21 protein-coding genes are annotated in these 24869 nt (G+C 48.6%); 7 read left to right on the forward strand and 14 right to left on the reverse strand.

Annotation, left to right across the window (positions count from 1 at the left end):
- Nucleotides 1-14: 14 nt before the first annotated feature.
- The 6 genes from GA520_RS01495 to glgX form a co-directional block, all read right to left on the reverse strand.
- A complete protein-coding gene (locus GA520_RS01495; protein WP_163337258.1) occupies nt 15-608 on the reverse strand; it encodes a hypothetical protein in 594 nt (197 codons plus the stop codon).
- A gap of 7 nt (nt 609-615) precedes the next feature.
- A complete protein-coding gene (locus GA520_RS01500) occupies nt 616-1551 on the reverse strand; it encodes a ketopantoate reductase family protein (protein WP_163337259.1) in 936 nt (311 codons plus the stop codon).
- An 8-nt stretch (nt 1552-1559) separates the two neighbouring features.
- Entirely contained in the window at nt 1560-2342 is a 783-nt protein-coding gene (locus GA520_RS01505; RefSeq protein ID WP_163337260.1) for a DNA-binding protein, read from the reverse strand.
- 148 nt (nt 2343-2490) lie between these two features.
- A complete protein-coding gene (locus GA520_RS01510; protein WP_163337261.1) occupies nt 2491-3051 on the reverse strand; it encodes a GDSL-type esterase/lipase family protein in 561 nt (186 codons plus the stop codon).
- Nucleotides 3052-3145: 94 nt separating this feature from the next.
- The gene (locus GA520_RS01515) at nt 3146-3502 is read right to left on the reverse strand and encodes a hypothetical protein (RefSeq protein ID WP_163337262.1); all 357 of its coding nucleotides are present in this window, start codon (nt 3500-3502) and stop codon (nt 3146-3148) included.
- A gap of 1 nt (nt 3503) precedes the next feature.
- Nucleotides 3504-5645: a glycogen debranching protein GlgX gene (glgX, locus tag GA520_RS01520; protein ID WP_163337263.1), complete on the reverse strand. Its 2142-nt coding sequence runs from the start codon at nt 5643-5645 to the stop codon at nt 3504-3506.
- Between the two features lie 163 nt (nt 5646-5808).
- Here glgX and GA520_RS01525 point away from each other — a divergent pair, with 163 nt between their 5' ends.
- Nucleotides 5809-6741 (forward strand): DUF1566 domain-containing protein, encoded by a 933-nt coding sequence (locus GA520_RS01525; RefSeq protein ID WP_240910102.1) that lies wholly within the window; start codon nt 5809-5811, stop codon nt 6739-6741.
- Nucleotides 6742-6967: 226 nt separating this feature from the next.
- On the opposite strand, the gene GA520_RS01530 is transcribed toward GA520_RS01525, so the two are convergent.
- The 4 genes from GA520_RS01530 to GA520_RS01545 form a co-directional block, all read right to left on the reverse strand.
- Nucleotides 6968-7996 carry an ethylbenzene dehydrogenase-related protein gene (locus tag GA520_RS01530; RefSeq protein WP_163337265.1) on the reverse strand — a complete coding sequence of 343 codons (1029 nt, stop codon included), beginning with the start codon at nt 7994-7996 and terminating at the stop codon, nt 6968-6970.
- Between the two features lie 152 nt (nt 7997-8148).
- Nucleotides 8149-8802 carry a response regulator gene (locus GA520_RS01535; protein ID WP_163337266.1) on the reverse strand — a complete coding sequence of 218 codons (654 nt, stop codon included), beginning with the start codon at nt 8800-8802 and terminating at the stop codon, nt 8149-8151.
- Nucleotides 8795-10183, reverse strand: coding sequence for a sensor histidine kinase (locus GA520_RS01540; protein ID WP_163337267.1), 1389 nt, complete (start codon nt 10181-10183; stop codon nt 8795-8797). The genes GA520_RS01535 and GA520_RS01540 overlap by 8 nt, the downstream gene beginning before the upstream one ends.
- A gap of 268 nt (nt 10184-10451) precedes the next feature.
- Nucleotides 10452-11102 (reverse strand): hypothetical protein, encoded by a 651-nt coding sequence (locus GA520_RS01545; protein WP_163337268.1) that lies wholly within the window; start codon nt 11100-11102, stop codon nt 10452-10454.
- 157 nt (nt 11103-11259) lie between these two features.
- On the opposite strand from GA520_RS01545, the gene GA520_RS01550 reads away from it, so the two are divergent.
- Nucleotides 11260-11394 (forward strand): hypothetical protein, encoded by a 135-nt coding sequence (locus GA520_RS01550; protein ID WP_255494319.1) that lies wholly within the window; start codon nt 11260-11262, stop codon nt 11392-11394.
- Nucleotides 11395-11478: 84 nt separating this feature from the next.
- Here GA520_RS01550 and GA520_RS01555 read toward each other — a convergent pair whose 3' ends face one another.
- The gene (locus GA520_RS01555) at nt 11479-11697 is read right to left on the reverse strand and encodes an amphi-Trp domain-containing protein (RefSeq protein ID WP_163337269.1); all 219 of its coding nucleotides are present in this window, start codon (nt 11695-11697) and stop codon (nt 11479-11481) included.
- Between the two features lie 95 nt (nt 11698-11792).
- Nucleotides 11793-12296: a ferritin family protein gene (locus GA520_RS01560; protein WP_163337270.1), complete on the reverse strand. Its 504-nt coding sequence runs from the start codon at nt 12294-12296 to the stop codon at nt 11793-11795.
- A 218-nt stretch (nt 12297-12514) separates the two neighbouring features.
- On the opposite strand from GA520_RS01560, the gene lexA reads away from it, so the two are divergent.
- Genes lexA through GA520_RS01580 form a run of 4 tightly spaced genes read left to right on the forward strand, consistent with a single transcriptional unit; the run spans nt 12515 to nt 18219 of the window.
- The gene (gene lexA, locus GA520_RS01565) at nt 12515-13174 is read left to right on the forward strand and encodes a transcriptional repressor LexA (protein WP_240910103.1); all 660 of its coding nucleotides are present in this window, start codon (nt 12515-12517) and stop codon (nt 13172-13174) included.
- The gene (locus tag GA520_RS01570) at nt 13161-13997 is read left to right on the forward strand and encodes a DUF72 domain-containing protein (protein ID WP_163337272.1); all 837 of its coding nucleotides are present in this window, start codon (nt 13161-13163) and stop codon (nt 13995-13997) included. Before lexA ends, GA520_RS01570 begins: the two co-directional genes overlap by 14 nt.
- 6 nt (nt 13998-14003) lie before the next feature.
- Nucleotides 14004-15209 (forward strand): hypothetical protein, encoded by a 1206-nt coding sequence (locus GA520_RS01575; protein ID WP_163337273.1) that lies wholly within the window; start codon nt 14004-14006, stop codon nt 15207-15209.
- On the forward strand, nt 15178-18219 hold the full coding sequence (locus GA520_RS01580; RefSeq protein ID WP_240910104.1) for a DNA polymerase III subunit alpha: 3042 nt from the start codon (nt 15178-15180) through the stop codon (nt 18217-18219). The genes GA520_RS01575 and GA520_RS01580 overlap by 32 nt, the downstream gene beginning before the upstream one ends.
- A 10-nt stretch (nt 18220-18229) precedes the next feature.
- Here the strand turns inward: GA520_RS01580 and GA520_RS01585 are convergent, their stop codons facing one another.
- Nucleotides 18230-19285: a D-alanyl-D-alanine carboxypeptidase family protein gene (locus GA520_RS01585; RefSeq protein WP_163337274.1), complete on the reverse strand. Its 1056-nt coding sequence runs from the start codon at nt 19283-19285 to the stop codon at nt 18230-18232.
- Between the two features lie 346 nt (nt 19286-19631).
- On the opposite strand from GA520_RS01585, the gene GA520_RS01590 reads away from it, so the two are divergent.
- Nucleotides 19632-21326 (forward strand): AMP-binding protein, encoded by a 1695-nt coding sequence (locus GA520_RS01590; protein ID WP_240910105.1) that lies wholly within the window; start codon nt 19632-19634, stop codon nt 21324-21326.
- 292 nt (nt 21327-21618) lie between these two features.
- Here GA520_RS01590 and GA520_RS01595 read toward each other — a convergent pair whose 3' ends face one another.
- Nucleotides 21619-23967 carry an ATPase, T2SS/T4P/T4SS family gene (locus GA520_RS01595; protein WP_163337275.1) on the reverse strand — a complete coding sequence of 783 codons (2349 nt, stop codon included), beginning with the start codon at nt 23965-23967 and terminating at the stop codon, nt 21619-21621.
- Between the last annotated feature and the right edge of the window lie 902 nt (nt 23968-24869).

Consider the following 24869-nt stretch of genomic DNA (forward strand, 5'->3'; position numbering starts at 1 on the left):
AGTTGTGGATGCGCTTATAATTTATCAAGGAGCAGCAGTTCCCTTATTTCCTGCCAGTTGTTAACAACCGGCAGGCCGTGGCCGTTGCGGTTCCATGGGTGGGAGTAGACCAGTGCGGTGATATTACCATCTGCGAGCATCTTGCAGGTTTCGGCCCGGTCGTCGACGAAATATTTGAGCTTCCGGTCCTGTATGTACCTCAGCTTATCGTCATGGTCACTGGTGGCGATAAGGTTGAAATGGCGGCTGACATCACGGGGGAAATATTTGGCCAGCCAATCAACTACCGGCTGCCTGAGATGTCGGGCTGTGATGATTGTTATCGGGTGGTGTTCTGACAGGTCGGTGAGAACATCCATGGCACCCTGCATAGGTTGCAGGCCGGCGGCCAGTGAGTCGGCAATGATGCCCTTGAAAATAGAATCGACCAGATCAACGGGCATGTCGATACAGCCTTCCAGCTCAAAGGAGGTGATGTCTTCCAGGGAAAAGGAACAATAGTTGTACTGTTCGCAGGCGATTCGGATAAATGCGGCGGCGGTATCAGCTATGACACCATCGAGATCAAAACCTATCTCGTGCGGACGTATCTGTTGATGAAAAGTCATATTCTGCTTACGACGAAACAAATGTCTGTTCGATTTTCCTGACCTCTTCAACCAGCCGTATGTTTTGAGGTGTTGCAATGTTGAATTTCTTTGCCGTCTTGATAACAGCACCGTTTATTGCTTCGATTTCAGTCCGCCTTCCGGCGCGCACGTCCTGAAGCATTGACGATATATTTGCATGGGTTTTGGCACAGACCCCTTTAGTGATCTCAAGGGCATCTTCCGGCACCGGTATTGCGGAGGCGCGGGCGACGGCCATAGCCTCGTGGACCAGGATCGTCATTCTGTCCTGCACACCCGGCAGGGTCAGGAGTTCACCATTGGTGCAGTCAAGTGTCGCGGTGAGTCCGTTGATACCGGTGTTGACAAGCAGCTTGGTCCACAAGCGGGAGAGGATGTCGTCGCGTATCTTGGTGGCCAATCCTGCCTGATTAAATAATTGTGCAACCTTTTCAAGTGCCTGAGCCGCTTGCGGAGATGATTCCTGTAAAAAACCGAGCTGAGTCAATCCTTTTCCGGCGTGTTTCACTTTGCCTGGCCCTAAAAGGTTTGCCCCCTCTGTTGTCGTACCATAGGCTGCGGCGGCTTTGCCGGTAAGGTGCTGTACATCCAGGTGGGCAATGCCGTTCTGCATAAATATAAGCAGGGTTTTTTCGGTGAGCAGTGGGCCGCAGAATTTCAGGCAGTCCTCAATATCATAGGATTTAACGCACAGAATGATGACATCGGCCCGGTCGACCTGTTTCGGGTTTGAAGAAGCCTCTACCGTTATAACAGCCTCCTCATCATGAAAGGAATAGTGAATTCCTCTGGCAGTCAGTTCGGCAGCCCGTTCGCTGTTATGATCAATAAGGGTATACCGGTTGTTTTCGGTATCTGTTCTGCCGAGTTGGGATATCAACAGGGATCCGAGAGCTCCCGGACCGACGACAAGGGTGTGCATTTCGTCTCCTAGCGTTCGACGGCAGCGTTTTCTACAATAACTTCGTATTTATACCCGGCGCCGAAATCCTTGTCGGCGGCGAGAATGCCGCTGACGATTATAATGTTGCCGTCTTCAACGGTATCTGCAGATGTTACTACCAGATCATGGCTGTTTTTCATAGGGTTGCCGGTGCCGTCCTGGATATGAATCCAGTTCTTGCCCATGATATTCGGGCTGAATTTGACGACCTGACCGCGAATCCGAACCTTTTTACCGTTAAGATCCTTTGCTTTTGAGAAAATTTCTTCGACTGTATAGCTGTTGTCACCTGAGGCTTTATCTACCGTAAGGTCGGTGAATGGTACAATTGCCCCGGCGCTGCCGGCGGTTGACTGTTCCAGCATGGGTTGTTGTTGAGGTAGTGAAGCGGTTTGTTGTTCCTGGGCGACGGCTGCTGCAAAGGAGTTGTCTTTGCTGGCTGCTGCCTGTTGAGGGGCTGCCTTGGCGGGTTTGTCACTCAATCCTTCCGAGAAGATGATAGTGGGGAAGGTGCGATCAAGGGATTTGGAATGGAAATTCTGCATCTTCATACCCTCGAGGTAGGTGACGCGGGCTCCCGTGTCAATCGTGGTTTCGGGAATTGCAACCCACTGTTTTGCGGTAGTGCTGTCGACAAGTATATAAGTGTATCCGCCACTGTTCATTGTTTCAAGCACAGTTCCGGTTATAGAGCCGGCTTGGGCCATAGAGACAGCGGAGAGAGTAAAAAAAGTAGTAACTGCAAGTTGAAAGAGTGGTTTTTTAAGCATGATATCTCCTGTTTATTTGAGCAGTGCGCCCCACTTTTTCTTGAACAAATCGTCAGGTTGGCTAAATGCTATATGACTGATTAAGCGACGTTTTGCGTGGTTTTGACAAAATGTTCATAAAAAAAGCAGACGTGAAACCGCCCACAGGTTAATCATCTTCGACAAGAAAGGCAATATGCTCGAGAACTGTCCGCGCCCAGAGTTCATATCCCTTGGTGGAGAGGTGGATACCGTCATTTTGGAACAATTCGCCTTCAGCCTGTTGAAACCTGCTGAAAATATCCACATAACAACTGCCGGTTAAACGGCAGATGCCGGCAATGGTATCGTTGATCAGCGGGATGGCACTCAGCCCTAAATGTGGAACCTGGATGGGCAGCAGGCTGTTTACGAGTAATTCAGCAGAAGGATACTCGTGGGAGAGGGTGACCACAATTTTTTTCAGATTCTCAGTAAAACGGTAATTGCCGACAGCGAGATCGTTTATGCCGGTCATGACCATGATAATACCAGCTTGGGAAAACTGGTGCTTTAGTCCTGGTAAGGACATGAGAAGGTCACGTGTGTTGGCCCCGGGAACTCCGAGGTTGTGTAACGTGAATTGCGGCATCCGGGGTTGCCAGTCGTTGTCGGCGATCAGTGAATCACCGAGCAGGAGAAAATCCCTGTTGGCGAAGTGCTGAACATAGTCGGGTGAAGGTGTGAACATGATGACAGCTGGTCGGATTAGTGTAATAAAATGAGGTTCTTTATAAAATATATTCCCTGAATACTATCATAGGAAAGGAGGGATGCAAAAGCTTTTACTCATTTTTGTGATCCTCTTTCCGGATGGTGTGGAGAAAGGCTTTTTCCAGACAATGATACTGGTCCGGACTGGTATCCTTCATTGTTTCATCCCGTGTTGATTCATGATCGCTGTATGTCACCGGATTGTCGAACTGGCTTGCTGTTATATCATAGCGTCGACCGTTGATACGGTTATAAAAATGAGGACCTTCTGTGGTTTTGGTTTTGAGAATCTCACCACCAAAATATTTGTGGATAACCAAGGCCGTCACCGAACATTGCCCGCGTGCCGGGTTACCTTCAAGGTATCTGGTGCTGCTCTTAATTGACCAGCATTGAAGAAATATCTCGACCAGGCGTTCCGGCTTCATCTTACCCTCGTAAAGATGTTGGGGCTGGGATCGACACTGACTGAAGCACTGTAACCCCAAAAGGAGCAACTGTGTACCGGGTCTGGCTTTTTAAGGAGTTTTTTTCTTCAGCCGGTAGAATGTCTGGAAGGGTTGTACCGGCTGTGTTGATGATGAGGTGCCACAGCCCGTTTGTGTCTTTTCCAGGGACCGGCGGAAGGGTAAAGGAAAGAGAACGTTCTTTATGGCCATTGATCATTATGAAGAAATCGTCGTCTCGGAAGCTGTCATCTGTTTCACCGTGGAGGAGCACTCCCAGTCCCCGGGTCTCCTTTTCCCAGTTTTGTTGTCCCGGTATGAGGTACTGCCAGGAAATTTCCTGTTTCTGTATACCGTTGTCATTCTTTCTACCCAGGTGAAAAAAGTCATCCCGTCGGAATAACTGATGTTTTCTGCGCAGGTTGATGACAAACCGGAAGAATGAAAGCTGCTCCGCATTTTTTTCCAGGAGCCGCCAATCGAGCCAACTGGTCTCATTATCCTGGCACCAGGCATTGTTGTTGCCTCTCTGGCTTCGTCCCAGCTCATCTCCGGCTGTTATCATGGGAATTCCCTGGGAGAGCATCAGGATGGTAAACATCGAACGGATTCTTCGATGACGCAATTGTTCCACCTTGGTGGGTGCCGGAATTCCTTCATGACCGCTGTTCCAACTCAGGTTGTGATTGTCCCCGTCGCGATTGTTCTCACCGTTATCCAGATTATGTTTGATGTTGTAACTGACCAGGTCGTACAAGGTGAAACCGTCGTGACTGGTGAGCAGGTTGATGGAGGAAAGAGGGGACCTCTGGGACGCCTGGTACAGGTCTGAGCTGCCAGCCATACGTGTTGCAAGTTTGGTTACCGTGTCGTTATGGCCGGCCATGAACGCCCTTACATCATCCCGGAACCTGCCGTTCCACTCGCCCCAGCGGGAGTCCGTCGAGAAAGAACCTACCTGGTAGAGTCCGGCTGCATCCCAGGCTTCGGCGATTATCTTAGTGTCCCGGAGAACCGGGTCTTCCGCAATAAGCTCTATCATGGGAGGATTGGAGAGGACGTTACCTGTTTTGTCACGTCCGAGTATAGAGGCGAGATCGAATCGGAAACCATCAATATGCATTACCGTTACCCAGTACCGAAGGGATTCGATTATCAGGTTCCTTACCACCGGATGGTTACAGTTCAGGGTGTTGCCGCAACCGGAAAAATTGAGGTATTCCCTGTTGGTCGGGTCAAGAAGATAGTAGATGGAATTATCAATACCGCGAAAGCTTGACGTTGTGCCGTCGTATCCGCCTTCTCCTGTATGATTGTAGACAATATCGAGAAACACCTCAATACCAGCCTGGTGAAATGAATAGACCATCTCCTTAAATTCATTGATATGGTTCGATGGGTCGTGAGCGTAGCCTGATTTTAAGGCAAAAAAGGAGACGGGATTATATCCCCAGTAATTTTTGAGGGTCTCACCGGTATGAGGATTTCGGAAAACATTATCGTTTTCGTCAAATTCGGTGACCGGCATTAACTCGACGGCGGTGATGCCGAGTTCCTGAAGGTACGGGATTTTTTCGGTTAGTGCCTTGTATGTTCCCGGTGATGATGTGAGTTGCGTGTCCTGTCTGGTAAAGCCACGAACATGGAGTTCGTAGATGACCGTGTCACTTAAGGATATTTTCAAGGGACGGTCTTCTCTCCAGTTGAACGTGTCTCTGGCGATACGGCAACAGGGTCGTCGGCCATAGTCAGCTGCCTCTCCCCACTTTCTGGGCGTAAGGGATTGACTGAATGGATCTATTAAGATGCTTTGAGGAGCTGAGATAGTGCCGGGTTCGCTCGTTTTATCCTGCACGTAAATTCGATAGCCGTAGGTGATATCCATGTCGCAGGTTTCCAGCAATATATGCCAGATATCACCGGTTCTGTTGTGCTCTGGATGCAAGGGGATTTCATGGCTGTGAAATGACCTGATCCCGGTTTTTTCCGGCCACTCGATTACCAGGATCACTTGGTCGGCATGGCGGGAAAAGAGAGCGAAGTTCAGGCCCTCTTGATGGTCAGTAACACCAAGAGGGAGGGGGTGCCCTCTTTTGATCGGGCATGGGAGTTTTTCTTTGGACATTATCTAATAATGATTATTATATTTAATTAAGACTACAATGTGGTATTTCGGTCGTATGAGGCGCCTGCGCATTCGTACAGACAAAGTATACATTAACAGCGGCACTGGCCACAAAAGGAAAGAATTTTGGTCTCATCCAAGACTAACGAGGTGATTTATGGGGATGTTTCACAAGGTAAAAGTAGGAGATAAGGTCATTAGTCCAATCGACTGGGAGATGTGTCCGGAGCTTACTTTCGGTACGTTTGAGTCGTGGGGCGGGCGCGAGCGGGTTCGTAACAATGATGAACGGGTATACTACTTCTATGTCGATCATTGGGACGGTGACCCGAAATTATATTTGATGGAGCGGGGTGTAAAACATGCCAAAGTAATGGCAGAGATCAAGGCACCCAAGAAAATGGTGGAAGACTGTGTGGCTGAGCAGGGCTGGGCCGCCCGCTTTGAGCAGACGTTTGGCATTAACAGCCAGATACGTGACTGGCTGATTCAAAACGTTCTGGACGGCGGGGACTCAGAACTTGTGGTACCTGTGGTCGAAGAGGACGAGAACGAGGATATGGGTCCGTCCCTGCCTGGTATGGATACAGCTTCATTTATGGGGGAACCAGTAACTCTTCCTTCGGAACACAGTTATGTGCAGGAAGAGGAGGTTGCTGAGCTTATCCGCAAGTGGAATTTTTTTGATACCGAACACAACCCTGATGGTCGGTTTGATAACTGCTTAGTCAATGGGCATAGTGAAGAAACGGTGGTAGACCTGAGAACTGGTCTTATGTGGCAAAGAGACGGTCTTGATATTAACTCAATTCGTAAAATCCAGAGGTCTCTCTCTGAGTTGAACGACCAGGGGCTGCATGGTTACAGCGACTGGCGTCTGCCCACTATTGAAGAGGCCATGTCACTCATGGAGACCACGGAGAACGACAAAGGTGTACATCTTCACCCGTGCTTTTCCAAAAAACAGCCGTTTATCTTTGTCTCTGCCCAGCGTAAACCGGGCGGCTATTGGTTTGTTGATTACAAGCAGGGACGGGCCTTCTGGTCATCGGGAACTATCCCCGGCGGATTTGCACGTCTGGTGCGTTCTGTTTGATACATGATTTAGTAAATTACCCTGGAATTGCATTTGATGATTTGTAATGCCAATGAAATGGATAAGGGAATGTTGCGGGTATGGATGTTTCCTGCGCATCGAAAGATCGATAGGGAATGGGGGCTACATCTTGTCCCTGGGATAAAGCCGGAATATTAAAAAAGGCAGATCTCGCATGCCTAACGAGATCTGCCCAATACTGTACACCGTTTAAATTGAATTTGATTTACTTGAACTTTAATTCGAGCGTTTCAGTATGGAAAAGATGGTTGATCTGAGAGTTGTCGAACACAGCGATACCAAACGGGTAACTCTTTGACTTGTCGGTGAACTGGATATCCTGAGTTTCGGCATTTTCGCCCTCAGTCTTCAATGCACGCATTACCTCGAGTGTCCATACTCCGTCTTTATATTCATTTCGTGAAAGAATATCTGCGCGGCCACCCATCATTGGCGCAATACTGATACCTGGTACGACATCTCCAGCTTTGAAGTTATCAACAAACGGAACCTTTTTGCTAGGAATTACATAATATAATTCATCCGCAGTTGGGTTAAGATTCATAAAAGCCGGTCTGGACTTGTCGGCGTTATCGTTATTCTTGTAACCGCCTTTTCCGGTATCTCCTTTTCTACCCCATCCTTTATTTTTTTTGGGGTCAGTATTGTTGTCAATATACTGATCATCAAACATTCCCATCGGTAAAGAGCGAACATATTTTGCATGCCACATATCGATGGTCTGATCTGCTGACTCGGTATATTTTCGACCAGCTGAAGTATCTCCGGGTTCATTGAGGTGACAGGCGATCATGCAGCCGTCCTCTTCGAATCCTTTGGTGCTAATATTCCAGAACATAGCAAACTTGTCTTCGTAATATGTATTGTCATGTCCGGTATCGTCTTTGTTTGATAGTTTCTTCCAGCTCCCATCCGCCTGTTTAACCCATGGGAAACGTTCCAGGCTTTTCGTTGGATCTTTGTAGGTCAAGAGGAAGTAGACATATTTGTCATCATAGAGTGATTTGATTGTAACATCAGTTTCCTGCATTCCTTTGTAACCGTTATTAGGTTCATATGGAAGCTCATCAACTTTCACCGTAATCCCTTTTGCATCCTGCCAGACCTTGTCTGCCTTACCATCAAGGACTATCGCAGAACCAGACTTGGTGCTTACAAGTGTCTGATCGGCAGCTATGGCTGAAGTGGCTAAAGCAACCATCCCCGCAACTGTAAGAATTCCTAGGTGTTTCATAATCTCCTCCAGTATAAGATGAACGTTCTCTATGCTATTTATTGGTACAATTTCACTGTAGGAGTATGAATACAATATCTCCAGATAAAGCTTGCTCACAAACAGGCCTGTTCTGTGAAGCAGAGTTCACAACCCGGACCTACATGCTTCATTTAATGGGGAATTTTTCGGGACAGTAACGAAAGGCAATCAACCATTTTATCGCCCTGCGGTGTGAGGCTGTAGATTTTTACTCTGTCTTGGGAGACAAGACCGTTCGTTTTGAGATTTTTAAGATGAAAATTTACCTTTGTGTGATCACTGATTTTCAGATGGCGTGTTATATCCATAAATCTCATCCTGCCGTTACTGGCTAATAGGGCTAAAATCTGTCTTCTGATCTGGTTAGACAGGCAGGCAAGAGCATCATCCATTCCCGGTCCTGCAATCTGTTGTTCGAATTTGAGTTCTTCAAGGTTACGCCGTACAGTGACGAGGAGGTCATCTCTCTTAAAAGGTTTGGCCAGATAATCATCTGCACCACTCCTCATTGCGGTGACAGCATTATCAACTGTCGAAAAAGCGGTGATCATAATAATCTTCACATGTGGATGTTCTTTTTTCAGGACCGGGATGAAAGCCATGCCACCCATGCCTGGCATCATGTTGTCAACAATAGCCAAAGAAATGGTTTGAGATGTGACTCCCTGAAGTGCAGCTTCCGCGTTCTCAAAAGAGCTCACCTTGAAGCCATTGCCTTCAAGAATCTCAGTAATGCTCTCACGCAGGTCATCATCATCATCGATGACATAAATAGTTTCACTCATGATTTCCCGCCACTGGTAATGTAATGGTTACAACCGCACCGCCATGCTGACTACTGACTAATGAAATGTCTCCGTGATGCTGTTTTACTATATTGTAACACACTGAAAGGCCGAGGCCTGTGCCTTTGCCAATTCCCTTGTTCGTAAAGAAGGGGTCAAATACCTGCTTGATATGATCGGCTTGTATGCCATGACCGGTGTCTGTAATCTCCGCGGTTACCTGGTTTAAGTGGTGCGAAGTTTCAATTTCAATGAAGTCTCCCTCCTCACAGGCATCAATGCTGTTCATCAGGAGGTTGATAAACACCTCTTCAAGCTTATGGGGGATACCCATAATATCAGGGACTTGGTTGAGTTGCAGGTGAATGATGGAACTCAACCTTTGGTTTTTGATCAGGTTATTACTGCTCCTGATCACCTCGTTAAGGTTTACAGGTTCAAAGGATGTTTCTTTTTCTCTTGAAAAGTGAAGCAACTCCTTTGCGATGGTAGAGGCTCGTAAGATGTTGCGGTCTATTGATTCCAGCTTCTTGTCGACTTTTTCTTCCCCGCTAACCAGATCCTTGAGCATTTCAAGGTTCAGTGAAGCATTCGTGAGAGGATTATTGATTTCATGGGCAATTCCGGCCGCCAATATCCCCATTGAAGTCAGTTTTTCTGACTGGGCAAAGCGCTGCAGTTGTTCATCTATGAGTTTTCTCTGTTCAAGGCTGAATACAGAAAGGGCTTTTATGGTAAAGAACATAATCAAGAAAGCACTTCCCCCTCTTAACATGATTATTTTGGTATTAAATGCCGGAATGACATAATCGGAAGGAATGATTCCTGTAAATACTGCGTAACAGATCATGAACCCACCGGCAAAAATAAAATTTGCTGCTACTTTTCTTGAGAAGGTCCGCACTGTTCGTGAATATATAATCAGGCCAATACCGGACAGCAATCCGCCAGGAAATCCAACCATTCGCCTGATGTTAATGTCGGTTCCACTGCCAAAATCAAAAAAGATAGCCAGTAGTATCAGGGCCAGAGCAGCTGCGCCGATTATGACTTTGGTAATATCGGGAGTAGTCTTAAGGGCGTGATCTCCGTATAAGGATATTAAATTCAGAAATATCCCGAAGTAGAGCAAAAAGAGAAAAGATGAACTCACCAACAAAAGGCGGAGCAGGAAAAAAGCAGGCGAAATGACATCAGGATTGAGTTGTTCGAGTAATTCCAGCCATTCGTGAAAACCGTGAACAATACCAAAGACTGCGAGTAACCAAAGGATTCTTGCGATCCCAAGTTCACTCAGCCGGGTGTCTCTTGACAGGATGGCGACACCCAAAGTGAAAAAGGCAAGACCGTACAACAAATAAAGTATAAAATTCCAGACCATGTATGATCCTGCAGTAATCGGTTTATAGCTATTATGGTTATGATTGTAGCAGCTTTTATTTTCCAAAATCTGTGTTCTGGGTATCTGCAATTCAAGAGATAATATCTTAATATCAGGAAACTAAGCATTATTCTTTCAAATTAATACTATTTCTTTGAACGTTACTTATGGCGCTTTTCAGAGTTTCTGCTGAGCTGCTTTAAGCTTGTCGAAGTTGGGTCTATTGCCGGGCACTCTTGGGGTGAAGTGTCTGCCTTCCCAGATATTTTTATGAATCCGGAGTGTCAAAAGGGAGGGATAATGCTCGGGGACTGGTTGTTTGATAGTGGAAGGAGTCATTATCGTTGATGTAATACAGGTCTGAGCCACGGTAGAAGTACTTACCGTTTTTGACTATTGAGGTAGATATGATCACCTCATTGTGGCCACTACTCACCAGGTTTTGATTAGCGAGATCGAGTGTTGCTGCCGAAGCGATGGTCTTCAACTCATGTGGAATGTTACGAAACACGGTGATAAATGTCGCATGAGCTGTAATCAGGCCCGGTTTCATGGTTGAAAGACGTGTGGCGCGGTGATGGACAAGCTGGACCTTGTAATTGACCGTGATGGCATCATCACCACCTCTAATGAGTACCGGTACCCCGAGATTCACCAGGTTTGTTATGAGAAGATCGCGAAACGCTTCTTCAAAACTGCTGGTTGCATTCGGTTTGCAGGGAGTGTCCTCATCGCCACAGCTCTCTCTCACGAAAACAGCGGCTTTCAGATAATCATTTACAATCAGCTCATTGTTGACGCGGTTCGCAACATCTGCGGCGAGAACCTGCCAGTGATGGGCCGACTGCATCTTCTGCTGTTGCGAGAATTTGTAATCGACCGGTTCGGGAATCCGGCCAAGACAGGCCGTCAACAGCAATGGCAATACCAGGATGGGGACTGTCTCCCCATCATTTCATTCAGGTTTCTAACTTTGATTCTAGCTTGTACAACATGTAGATAAATCTGACCGTGAACGTAGCATAAGTTCGTTTTTACGAAGAACCAAAGAATTTATTTGTTTGTTGAGTTTATTAATGAACTTTGCGGTGGGGCTCCCTTTGCGTGGTGGTGTTTTGACACCCTCAACAACAGTCCAGGACCAAAATGGTGATGGAAAGATTGGCCTTGCTGAAGCCGTCTATTACCTGAAAAGTGCAGCAGCGTATTAGTGACCCTGCTGTGACCGCACCATTAACCCTTGACTTGTCAAGTCGTCAAGGGTTAATGGGTGACTTTATTATATGTGTCCATAATTAATCATTTTTCCACTTAATCTGAAATTCGATCTCTTCTTCAGCGCCTTCTCTTTCGTGCTCGATTGTGAACTCAGCCCGTACCGGCACATAAATTCTTTCCCCGGCAATCTGGATCTCGAATTTTTTCCCATTCTCGATGGCATCGGCGAGTCGTCGTAATTTTGCGACGAAATCCTTATTGGCATAGGTTTTTTCAATATCCCGTTCTTCCTTCATTGTTTCCTCCCTTGGATAATGGGTGTTCTGGGTTCATGGAGCAAGGTAATCTCAACTCTTTTTGGGTGCACGCCAGAGGGCCATGCCCGGTTTTGTCAGTTACCGTTCGGGGTGTCGTTTGTGCAGGCTGCAGGTCGGCAATATGTCCTGGCCAGATTGTCGAGACGTTCGGAATGCTTTTTTTCTTCAGCAATAATAAGGTTCATCCGGGTGTTGGCTTCCGGGTCGTCGATCAGCCCTTTCAGAAACTCATAAAAAAGTATGGTGTCTTCTTCAAAAGCTTTAGATTGAGTAAAGAGTTCGCTAAGGGTGTCCGTGTTGTTGAGCCGGTCCTGATCCAGTGAAAACGTTTCGTTGGCGATCATGTCCTGCAGTAGCGAGCGTCCCATGGCCTCAAGTTCTTCATGTTCAGGGGCAATCTCGGTATTGTCCTCGAACGACTCAAACCACTGTCTGTGTTTCTTCTCTTCTTCCGCCATCCAGAGGAGCATTTCCCGCACCTCAGGGTCGGTGACATGGTCGCTTGCCTGCCGGTAGGAGTCCTCACCGTTTTTTTCGATTTGTACTGCAATATTAATAATATCTTTGATTCTGAACATAGCGCATCCGAGCGTGGGAATAGTTGATAGTGGAGTGTGTGCGGCAACTCTCTTCAGAATACCTAATTTTTCCATGAATTACAGTGTTTTTATCCGGTTATCGCAAGGAAGAGGGGATAAACGGAAAGAAGTGGTCGGAATGTATATTGACAAATAGCGGGGTGTTTGTACAATTAAGGTAAATGTACATTTACATTCAAGGAGGATGTCGTGTGGACATGACGGATAAGCAAAGGAAACTGTACGATTATCTGGAGAGTAAAATCCGGGAATTGGGCAAAACACCGAGTTTACGGCAGGCTGCTGCCGACCTGGGGGTGAGTCATAATGCCGTGGCTCAGCTCATACATCAGCTTGAAGGTAAGGGACTCCTGGCACGGGAAGGGAGGTATAGTCGATCCGTGCGGCTGTTGTCAGTGGGCCAGCAAGGTCGGTCGCACAGTATTACGGGTCGTGTCCGGGAAGTACCTGTCATCGGACAGGTGACCGCCGGGTTACCGATGTATGCCCAGCAGGAGTGGGATGGAACGGTTATCGTCGATCATTCCCTCTTTCCGGGTGATAACCTGTTTTGTCTGCGGATCAGTGGTGATTCCATGCAGGGAGCCGGCATTTTAGACGGGGATCTCGTTATTTGTGAGCCCCGGCAGTATGCCGAAAACGGGGAGGTGGTGGCTGTCCTGCTCTATGGCGAGGAGGCCACGGTAAAACGCTTTTTTCTCCATTCGGATCATATCGAACTGCGACCTGAAAACGAGGCCTATTCGGTGATGCGTTATCAATTCAGCGAATTACTGGTTCAGGGCAAGGTCGTAGGGGTAATCCGGGGCAATAGCGGGGTGTTCGAGAGTGAGGTGATAGGACATGGGAGCACCTGAGGGGCGTGTAACCGTTGCAAATAGTGTTGGCGGACGGTGCACGATACACGTGGGAACCTGTGGGTATTCCTACCGGGAGTGGGTCGATTGTGGTTTTTATCCGGCTGGTACAGCTTCGGGGGATATGCTTGGCCTGTATGCGGCAAGCTTTTCCGCGGTAGAGTTGAACTACACATGGTACCAGATGCCCCGGGCGGAGGCGGTTTCAAGGATGGTGAATTCAGCCCCCGCACACCTCAGGTTTGCCGCCAAACTTACCCGCACCATGACCCATGAGCGTGGAGGCGACCTGGATCGACAAATGCAGCTTTACCGGAAGGGTATCGAGCCGCTGGCTGAGAGGTTGATTGCCGTGCTGGTTCAGTTGCCGCCGGATTTTCATCGCACCACGGAAAACCGACACTATCTTGCCACTCTGCTCGATGGTCTTGCGCCGTTACCGGTAGCGGTGGAGTTTCGGCACGATTCCTGGGTGGCGGATTCTGTTTTTGCGGAGCTGGAACGACGGCGGTTGACCCTGGTGACGGTGGATGAACCGGACCTTCCCGGGCTGTTCCCGACGCTTGATGTGGTAACGAATCCGGATCTTTTTTACGTGCGTTTTCATGGTCGTAACGTACGAGGTTGGCGGTCCGGTAATATGCAGAAAAAATTCGACCATAACTATATTGAAGACGAGTTGCAGCAGTGGTGCGATACGTGGCTAAGGAAACTGACTTCACAAGCGGGACAGGGAATGATGTTTTTCAATAACCATGTGGCTGCCCAGGCCCCGAGGAATGGCCAGGCACTTCTCAGGATATTGCAGGGGACGCGGAGATAAAGAAAGATGCGTGAGAGAGCTGTACTGCATTTTAATGTGGCTGATTTTGCCGTGGCTGTTGAGCGTGTTGTTGATAGCTCGCTAAGGCAGCGGCCGGTCATCATCGCTCCCAGCAGGGCCTCCCGGGCTGTCGTCTACGACATGAGTGATGAGGCCTATCACAACGGTGTGCGTAAAGGTATGGCGCTTAACCGGGCGACCCGGTTATGCAGGGAGGCGCGCCTGCTTCAGCCAAGGGCGGAACTATACCGGCGGGCGATGAAAAGTTTCTTGAAAGAGGTACGGAATTATTCTCCCCTGGTTGAGTACGGGCAAGAGGATGGTCATCTCTTTGTTGATGTGACCGGGACTCATCGTTTGTGGGGGCCCCCGCCTGACGTGGGATTACGGGTGCGGCGACATATCCGGGACGGGCTGCGGCTGGACCCGATCTGGGGGCTCGGGGTAAACCGTTTGGTGGCCAAGGTCGCGACCCGTGTGGTTAAACCGGTGGGGGAGTGTATTGTTGCACCCGGAGATGAGGCTTCGTTTCTGGCCCCGTTATCCATCTCGCTGTTGCCCGGATTGCAGCAGAGAGAGATCAGGAAACTGCAGGAGTTTCACATCAGTTCCATTGGCCAGCTTGCAAGCTTAAGTCGCCAGCAGCTCATGGTTCCTTTCGGCAGTCGCAGTGAATACCTGTATGACGCCAGTCACGGGGTGGATAGGGGGCTGGTTAGTGCGGAACAGCGTATTGCGGCAGTGGTTGATTACGAGCACTTTTTTGCAACGGATACTCATGACAAACACCATATAGAGGCAGTTATAGACGACCTTGTCAGCAGGGCAGGTGCCGAGCTGCGGCGACGACGCCAGGTGGCACGGCGGGTCGGGGTCTGGATTCACTATTGTGACGGAGGTCATGCCGTGCGGCAAAATTCGATGAAATCGGGATCGTCCAGTGATTTTGTACTACGGAAAATGGCGACAGGTGCCTTGCACCGCGGTTGGACGCGACGGGTTCGATTGCGGCGAATACGATTGGTTTGTGATCGTCTTCATCGGCAGTCGCCGCAGTTGTCACTGTTTCCCGAGGGTGGTTTGCCCCAAAAACGGCAGGAGGAGGTACTTCATGCTCTGGATGCTATCCGGAGCCGGTTCGGCCACGACGTCATAGGGCGGGGCAACCTGCAAAATTGCAATGACAACAGCGCTGTGTCCGGCAATTGTTGATACTGTCCCGATACGCATAGCTGCCGTTATGTTTCCTCTCCGCGTTCGCTCCTATTATTCCCTCATGCGGGGGACCGTCTCACCGAAACAGTTGTGCCGGAAGGCGGCGGAGTATGGGTATCGTGGTCTGGCCCTGACCGACAGGAACAATCTTTACGGTCTGTGGCCGTTTGTAAATGCCTGTAAAAATGAAGGGTTGAAGCCGATTGTGGGGGCAGAGCTGTCCGACTCCGGTAACGGCCGAATTGTTACCTGCCTGGTGAAGGATGAAGCGGGGTATCGCAACCTGTGTAACCTCCTGAGTTGTTCACCTGATCATGGTCTGGATCTGGGTAAGGATCTCGCGGAGTGTAACCAGGGACTTCTGTTATTAGTCGATGAACTGGAGTTGCTCAGGCAACTGTCTGGCTCCGGAGCAGATGTGGTGGCGGATCTTGGTCCACGTCCCACCGGCAGGGCCAGGGAGTTGTATCAGTGGGCTAAGAGGAATGGGGTACCGGCGGTAGCCACACCCGATAGCTCGATAGGTGAAGGCGAACAGCAATTGTACAATTTGTTACGGGCGATTGATACCAATAGCGGCCTGGAAAAAAATGGTGATGTCGCTTCTGTCAATTGTCTTGAGCAGCCTTGGGTTTATCGCGACAGATTCGATATCTGGCCCGAAGTCCTGGGCATAAGTGAGCAGCTGGCGTCTCGATGTCATTTCACCGGCCCCGAGTGGGGAACGGTGATGCCGCCCTGGCAGGGCGCGTCCAGCGGGGAGGACGACGCAACCGCCCTGCGTCGGGAAAGTTATGAGGGGGCACGCCGACGGTACGGGGACGACTTGGGTGAACCGGTGGTGGAGCGGCTTGAGCACGAGTTGAAGGTGATTGATGCAATGGGTTTTTCGTCTTATTTCCTGGTGGTGCGGGATATCATCTACCGTAAGGGAAAAGACGGCAAGCGTACTCATAGGAGGATCTGCGGCAGAGGGTCTGGGGCAGCGTCCCTCGTCGCTTATTGTCTCGGTGTGACCAATGTCTGCCCGCTGAAATACAACCTCTATTTTGAGCGTTTTTTGAATCCCGGTCGCACTGATCCGCCCGATATCGATATCGATTTTGCCTGGGATGAAAGAGATCAGGTGCTGGCCGAGGTGCTGGGTGATTATCCGGATAGTTCGGCAATGGTCTGTAACCATATTTTTTTCCAGCCGCGTATGGCTATTCGTGAGACGGCCAAAGCCTTCGGCTTACCTGGTGGTGAGATCTCCAGCTTGACCAAACGATTGCCCTGGGTGGTGAAGGGTGACAGCAGAAGCTTGCTTGAGCGGTTACAGGATTTGCCGTCGTTAAAAGATCAGGATTTTTCTGAACCGTGGCCGGAAATTCTGGAGCTTTCTGAAAAGTTGATCGGCATACCTCGACATCTGTCGGTTCACCCCGGCGGGGTTGTGATCACGCCGGGTAAAATAAGGGATTACGTACCTGTTGAGTATGCCGCGAAAGGGGTACCGATTATCCAGTGGGAAAAGGACGGGGCGGAGGAAGCAGGACTGGTGAAGATCGATATCCTGGGTAATCGCAGCCTTGGGGTCGTCCGGGATAGTCTGGATTCGGTAGCAGTGACCGGTGATCCAATCGATGAGATACGCTGGAACCCGGAAGACGATCCCCGGACAATGAGCGGGGTGGCACGGGGTACCACCATGGGCTGTTTTTATATTGAGAGCCCTGCCATGCGGCTGTTGCAGCAGAAGGCGGGCAGCGGGCATTTCGAACAGTTGGTTATCCAGTCCTCTATTATCCGTCCTGCCGCAAATGAGTTTGTGCGTGAGTATGTTCGCAGGTTACACGGAGGCACATGGCAGCCCCTTCATCCACTGGTTGGGGATGTGCTCGATGAGACCTATGGCTTGATGGTCTACCAGGAGGATGTATCGCGGGTGGCGGTCGCCATGGCTGGTTTTAGCCACGCCAGGGCAGACGGGTTGCGCAAGGTGATGTCTAAAAAGGATAAAGAGCTGCGCCTGAAAGATTATCGGCAGCGCTTTTATGACGGCTGCCGGGGTAAGGGGGTGGCCAATGAAGATATCGACCGGGTCTGGCAGATGATGATGAGTTTTGACGGTTACTCTTTCTGTAAGCCTCATTCAGCCTCCTATGCCCGCGTGTCTTATCAGGCGGCATATCTCAAGCATCACCACCCCGCTGAATTTATGGCGGCGGTGATTTCCAACCAGGGTGGCTTCTATTCGACCTTTGCCTATGTGTCAGAAGCAAAACGACTGGGCATCGAAATCCTGCATCCTGACGTGAACCTCTCGAACCTGCGTTGGAAGGGAAGAAACGGTAAGGTGCGGGTTGGTTTGCAGTCGATAGCCGGACTTTCAGGGAAATGTATCGAACGGCTGCTGGCCAGGCGGCAGCAACGACCGTTTAATGATTCTGTCGATTTCTGGAACCGGGTACTGCCGTCTGATGATGAAGCACGCAATCTTATCCATGCCGGGGCCATGGACAGCCTGGACCCGCAGGGGAATCGTACGTCCCTGCTCTGGCAATGGGACAGTTTTCGCAGAGCAAGGCAGCAGGCGGGGCTGAACTCTCTTTTTGAGGTGAGGTTGCCGCTGCCTCCGCCACTCCAGCCGCCCGACCGATTGAGCTGCCTGCGTCGTGAGTATGGTGTGCTCGGTTTTCTTTGTTGTGTCCACCCGATACGTCTTATACGCAATCTTCCTCGAAGGCTGGTGAAAATGGCAGAGGTCCCGAATAATGTGGGAAGGCGGATTCAGTGTGCCGGCTGGCTGCTTACCGGTAAACTGGTCTCAACGAAAACAGGGGAAGCTATGGAGTTTCTAACCTTTGAGGACGATACGGGGATGCTGGAAACAACCTTTTTCCCGGAGGCCTATAAGCGTTCAGCCCATCTGCTGCGGACAGGCCGACCCTACCTCTTGACCGGTCTGGTGGAGGAGGACTATGGTGCGGTAACCTTGACGGTAGAACGCGCGGAAAAACTGTAACAGTTGCGGATTATAGCGTGTTGCTGCCATGGGATGCCGTAACCCCGCCAGCAAGAAGGTTGTTTTTGTCGGCGGGAGTGGCAGGTATGTACTGGAACTGTTTGAAACCATAACCAACAAGGTATTTAAGATCGCTCCACATGGTTTCACTACCCATGATGGCAACGATGATTTCTGCTTCGCCTCGTTTGAACTTACCGACGTAGGTCTGGCGAGCGGCATTGGTGTAGCCAGTCTTGCCGCCTTCAGTGCCGGTTATCTGCCAGAGCGCCTTGTTGTGGTTGTAAAATTTATCCCCGTCTTTTGTCTCCATGGCACGTTTCCTGATTCGGGAGGAGAATTCTTCATTAAGCATGGCATGCTTTAAAATGAGGGCGAGATCACGGGCTGTACTGGTCTGGCCTTTTGCCGTCAGACCGGTGGCTGTTTTACAAACCGTGTTGGAGGCTCCCCAGATCTCTGCCTGCAGGGTCATCTGTTGGGCAAATGCAGCTTCATCGCCGGCGATGAGTTCGGCGAGTGCTACGCTGGCATCATTGGCGGATGCCAGCAAAACCCCGCTGATCAGGTCATCTGCAAAATAGGAGCGTTTTGGGTCGAGATACATTTTTGAGCTGGGCCTGCTGGCTGCCTCGTGGCTGACAGGGACATCTTCTTCACCGATAAGAGATTGAAGCGCGATGGTACCTGTCAGTATTTTGATGGTGCTGGCCGGTTGTCTCGGCATGTCCGGGGCTTTGGCAAAAAGGGTGCGGTTGCCGACCGGATCGATAACGATAGCGCTTCTGGCGGAAATTCGTTTTTTGACGGTCCGGTTGGTGCGCTCCAGGTCTGAATCAAAGGGCAGTTTCTTGTATTTGGAGATGTTCCCTGGTATCCCTAAAATAATGGGTGATGGGGAGCCTGTTTTGTCTGCAGCCATTGCAGCTGGCAGCAGAAGCAAAAAGAAGCAGAAGAAAACAAATGGCAATATACGAAAGTGATGACGGGAGCAATTGTGGTCTGAAAAATAGATCATTGAGCTGGTCTGGACGGTTCTTGGTGATGGCAGTTTCCGGGAATCCATAAATGGAATGTTCCTGTTGTATAATGATTCCGATTCCTTGTCAAGACGGTAGGAGGCTGTCCGAGAATACCCTTCCTCCCTGGTTCTTCATTATCATATAAAAATAATGTATGAAATATCAAGTATATGTCTGCGCTTGTTTTTCTGAAAAACCTTGATCAGAGAAAAAAGTCTATTCTCGGACAACCGCCTGGACGGTATGTTTTCCACCCGTCAGTAGGCAACAAACGATGGTTGGCAATTGACCATCCACCTGTGATTGTGTAATATCCATCGCTGGCTGAATCGATGATGACTTAAAGCCTTCCCGGCAATAGCCTTATGCATAAAGGTAAAGGAGGGAGTAGTGACAGATACAGACGTGCGGATGACCCTGAATTTTATCCTCGACTCCAGTTGGGCCAAATTCGGTGACCAACCGGCTATCGGTATGGCCATGGAGCGATCATTATCCTATACCGAACTCCATCATAACGTTATATCCTTAGCTGTAAAGCTGATGGAAGAAGGGGTTGGCAAAGGGGATCATGTTGCGATCCTGGCGGAGAATTCCCATTGTTGGGGGATTGCCTATTTGGCTATTGTCAGGATCGGGGCAATTGCCGTTCCCATATTACCCGATCTGCCCGAAAGTGATGTCCACCATATCTTAAAAGAGATGGGTGTTGATATTCTGTTCACTAGCCAGCGGCAGGTCGACAAGGTTTATGAGTTGAAGCAACAGCTCAAGGGACCGGTGGTGATGCTTGATAATTCCACTTCCCCGGAAGGGCTGTTGAATGCTGTAACGTTCTCGGAATTGCTGGATCAGGGTACGACACTGCTCGCCGGAGCGGCAGATACCCCCGTTTTCCCGGAAGTGGGCGAAGACGACATAGCCTCTATCCTCTATACTTCAGGGACGTCCGGTTACTCCAAGGCGGTTATGCTAAGCCATAAAAATCTCACTTCAAATGCGTATTCCGGTTCGCGGTTGATGGAACTACGTCCTGGGGATGTGTTCCTCTCCATCCTGCCGATGTCACACACCTATGAGTTCAGTATGGGGTTTATCCTGCCGCTTTTGACCGGTTGTAGAATTGCCTATGCAGGCAAGTCCCCGACGCCGGCAATCCTGCAAAAGCTTTGCCAGTATGAGAAACCGAAGTGTATGTTTGCTGTACCTCTTGTTCTGGAAAAGATTTATAAGAAAAGGGTTCTGCCCCAGATTGAAAAGAGCAAGTTGCTGACACTTGCCTGCAAGACCGATTTTGGCCGCAAACTGATCTATCGGAAGATTGGCGCGAAGCTCATCTCTTTTTTCGGGGGAGAACTCCGGTTTATGGGTATTGGGGGGGCGGCGCTCAATCCTGAAGTGGAACAATTCCTCTTTGATGCAAAGTTTCCTTACCTCATAGGCTATGGGTTGACCGAGGCGTCACCGCTTATTGCCGGAGGTCCTTTTGCGGATACAACCATCGTAGTTGGATCCACCGGGAAACCTATTTCCGGTGTCGAGGTTAAAATTGTCGATCCGGATCCGGCAAGCGGGATTGGTGAGATATATGCAACCGGTGCCAATATCATGATAGGTTATTACGAGGATCAGGAGGCAACCGATGAAGTCATATCAAGTGATGGCTGGCTGGCTACAGGTGATCTGGGCCTGATTGATGAGTTTGGGAACCTGCATGTGAAAGGGCGCTCTAAGAATGTGATTGTCATGGCAAATGGAGAAAATGTCTATCCTGAGGCCATTGAACATAAAATAAACAGTTTCCACTGGGTGGTAGAAAGCCTTGTGCTTGAAAATAACGGGCAGCTTGAGGCGTGGGTTTACCCTGATTATGAATTCCTGGACGAGGTGACTTCGGGAAAAAATCGGACTGATCGCCGCAACTATATTGAGGGTTTGCTTGATGAGATGCGAGGTGAACTGAATACGCAACTTTCCGGATCGTCACGTATTGCCAGGGTATTTGAACGAAGGGAGCCGTTTATTAAAACGGCTACCCATAAAATCAAACGCTATCTCTACAGTTCTCATGCCATGGTAGGTTAGTCTGTACTTCCCCTATCTGTATAAGATCAGATAGGCCCCCCCCTCAAATTTGGTACAGGAGGTGCTTAGGTTTGTGATTACAGTGACATGAAACCTGTACCAAAAGCAAAATGGTACAGCTTTTTTTGGGAGGGAAATCTCATAAGGTGCTGCTTTCAAGGACGTTTGCGAGTATTCTGCACAAATGTCTTCTTGGAGTCTTCGTCTACCTGATCTGGAATGAAAAAGCCACTTTTGCAAGAGACTCTTTTCAGTAAAACTTTCTGCCTGATTCGATTTTTCCGGGGAAAACTTATAAAGAGCAGACGGACCTCAATTCTTTGCAATCTGTTATCCCTTCAAAAATGAGTTGAATCCCCTCCTGTAAAAGTAGAGTCATATCATTAATCATCGCTTCTTCAGTAATTTCACCAAAAGGAGCACGTTTCATGATCAGTTTCCTGATATTCGGGTTGATAACCAGCAGCTCATACAATCCTTTTTTCCCGTGATACCCACTGTTATCACATTTGGGACATCCATTGGCACGATAAAAGACGAGATCATCACTGTACATGACATTGATATGATCAAAAAAAGAAACCCCGTAACTTTCGAATAGAAGATCATATTCATCCCTGCCAGGATGGTAGGGCACTTTACAGTGCTCACACAAGGTGCGCACGAGGCGCTGTGCTAGAACTCCGTGCAGTGCAGTTGCAAGATGTGTGGGGGCAATCCCCATACTTAAGCAGTGGATGATGCCTTCCGCAGCCGAATTGGCGGGCAGAGTGCTGAGCAGAAGATGTCCATTCAGGGCGGCATCAACAGCCATTACAGCAGTCTGCGGATCCTGCATGTCACCTATCATGATCACATCAGAATCTGCCCTGAGAAACGCTCGCAGTGCATCAGCATAAGTATAATTCATAAGAGGGTCAACCTGCACCTGACGAACTCGGCGTTGCTTAATTTCCACGGGATACTCGGCTGTCCAGATCTTCTTTTCAGTCGTGTTTATATGGGCTAATGCTGAATGCAATGTGGTAGTCTTTCCTGATGCGCTGGGCCCGACAATCAAAATGATTCCCTGTTGTTGCTCGATGAGTTCTTTGAACAGAGGGAGTAGTCGGAAAGGTAGGATCTTGTCCAGTGAAATAAGGGGCTTGGTGGCAGGTGAGATAGAAAGTACAATATCCTCATTGCTGTTTGCTGTAGGAATTGTTGTCACCCGCAGTTCAATTTCCTTGCCCTTAGAAGTGATAAATTTGAACGTACCAACCTGCGGTCTGATATGTTCATCCCGTTTAAGTGACGCCAGAAACTTTATCCTATCAACAACATTCCCCGCATATTGTTGCGATAGTTTCAGTGGAGTACTGCAGGTACCGTCAATTCGATATCGTACCTCACCATTTTCATCAAGACCGTAGGGCTCTATATGAATATGAGAGGCCTGGGTGGAATAGCCGCGTTCTATGACCTTAGCTAACAGCTCAGCCACTTTGGGATCATTAATATCGTCACTGTTTTCTGTGCTTTTAGCCGGTACGGCTATTCTTTCTACAACCGTGACACGCTTTTCCGCTACTTCTTCCTGTGGTTCATCGTCATTCAACAGGTCGAAAAGTGAAGTATCAATTGACTCCTGCTGCTTTTCTCTAACATTTTTATGAACACTTAGATCTTTTGCTTTAGTACGTTTCCAGAAAGAGCGGATATCCTCTTGAAAGGCAAACACCAACTCCACCTGTTTTACTTTTGGAACCTGTTTTCGTATGGTACTGGTAAGGCTTTGATCCTCGATATTCTTTGCCGCGACAATGAGCTTTCCATTGTTCAGGTTCAACGGAACCAGTTCTTCATTTTCAAAATATTCAGTATTTATTCCTCGAAAGAGTTCCCTGGGAGCATTGTCAACTTTTTCGAGATCCGTAAAGCTGGTGGAATAAAACTCTGCCAGCAATTCTCCCATTTTCCTCTTTGGAATCTGGAAATCACGCATTAAAACAGTCTCCGGATCTTCTCCGAGCTCAGCGGCTTTTGACAACCCCTGATCCAAATCCTTACGTGAAAGAAGGTTTTGCATCAGCAGAGATTCATATTTGGGAGGAGCCTGTTTAGCAAAATTGCCATGGGTGAAAAATGCTGTTGCCAGCAACTCAACCAATTTATTGGCTTCATCCTGTTCTTTATACGTGAAATCGGTATCGTCCTTCTTGTTTATCAGTTGGAAAACCCCTATCAAGGTGTTGTCCTCAACAATAGGGACAGCAAGGATCTGTTTACTGCGGACATTGGCCTTTTTGTCATACGAATCAGAAAAACTCAAGTCAGAACCTACACGCCGCAACTCCTGAAAATCATACGGATTGCGGATGGCTACCGGTTTCTTTTTCGAGGCAGCATATCCGACAATGGAATTTGTTTCGATAGGCACTACAATCTTCTCAGTGGAACCTCCCGGAATTAAAAGCCAGGAGACCAGTTTCTGCTTACTCTTATCAACAAGAAAAATTGCAGCCATCTCTACTTGAAAGACACCCTGGATCTGCTTGCGCAGCACACGCTTGATACTCTTTATGTTCTGTGCTTCCTGGATATCTTCCAGCAGAGACTGGAGAGTACTATCAGGAGAGGATTTTTCGCTTTGTACACTCATGCCATTTATATCAGGTAAGTATTGGTCGATAATTATATATTAAAACGTGGTTTTCATTCGGAAGCCGTTGTTCATTATTCACCATGAAAGTAGAAAAATAAACGTATAAGCACTTTATGTAATTCTAAATCACATCCAGTGACATTTCCATTTATTTTCAACATTGTCCGGCGTAAATTTGAAGTTAACCATAAGTGGCATCATATAATATGAGCCAATGTGTAAACGGAGATTTCCATCCGGCCTGTGATATGTCCTATATCGTTAGACATAACAGGTGTTTCTAAAGAGCAGGTACCTGGAATAGGGAGACCATAGCCATCTTCTGATAACTATTTATACATCATGGATGACAGGACTGTGGGAATGTGGTCAGATTTACACATGATGAGAAATGCGGGTTGATCGTAGCAGAGGCGGGTGATCTCCTGCAGCCAATTTGTGGAGGATACGTTTTATCAAAAGTCTCATTAGGTCGAGCGGATACTGGCTATGAGTCAAACAAAAACATTGATCGGCGGAACCGTTCTTTTCTGGCTGCTGTTTACATGGACTGCCAGTGGAGAACAGAGGCAGACGGTCAAAATAGGAGGCTGGAGTCATGTAATAAGCGCAACACGCCTACCAGTAAATGCTTCCAGGGGAGTAAGGTTATTCAATACTCTTCTTGGTGTTAGGTTCAAGACAAAACTCCGTCTTCGACCATTTTCATTAGTGCATCAGCTACCTCTTTTTTTGTTTTACGTCGCACGCGCTGAGCCATGGTGAAGCGACTTGCGTGGTGAACCAGGGTGGCAAGCTTGCATTGACGCCATGTACAAGGTCACCTTCCCAATCTCCAAGGCACTGCCCTTTTTGAAGAGGAGTGGCGGTGTGAGAGGAAAGTGGCGTAACTGGGGTTC

It is taken from the genome of Desulfopila sp. IMCC35008 (genome assembly GCF_010646885.2).
Taxonomy (GTDB): domain Bacteria; phylum Desulfobacterota; class Desulfobulbia; order Desulfobulbales; family Desulfocapsaceae; genus Desulfopila.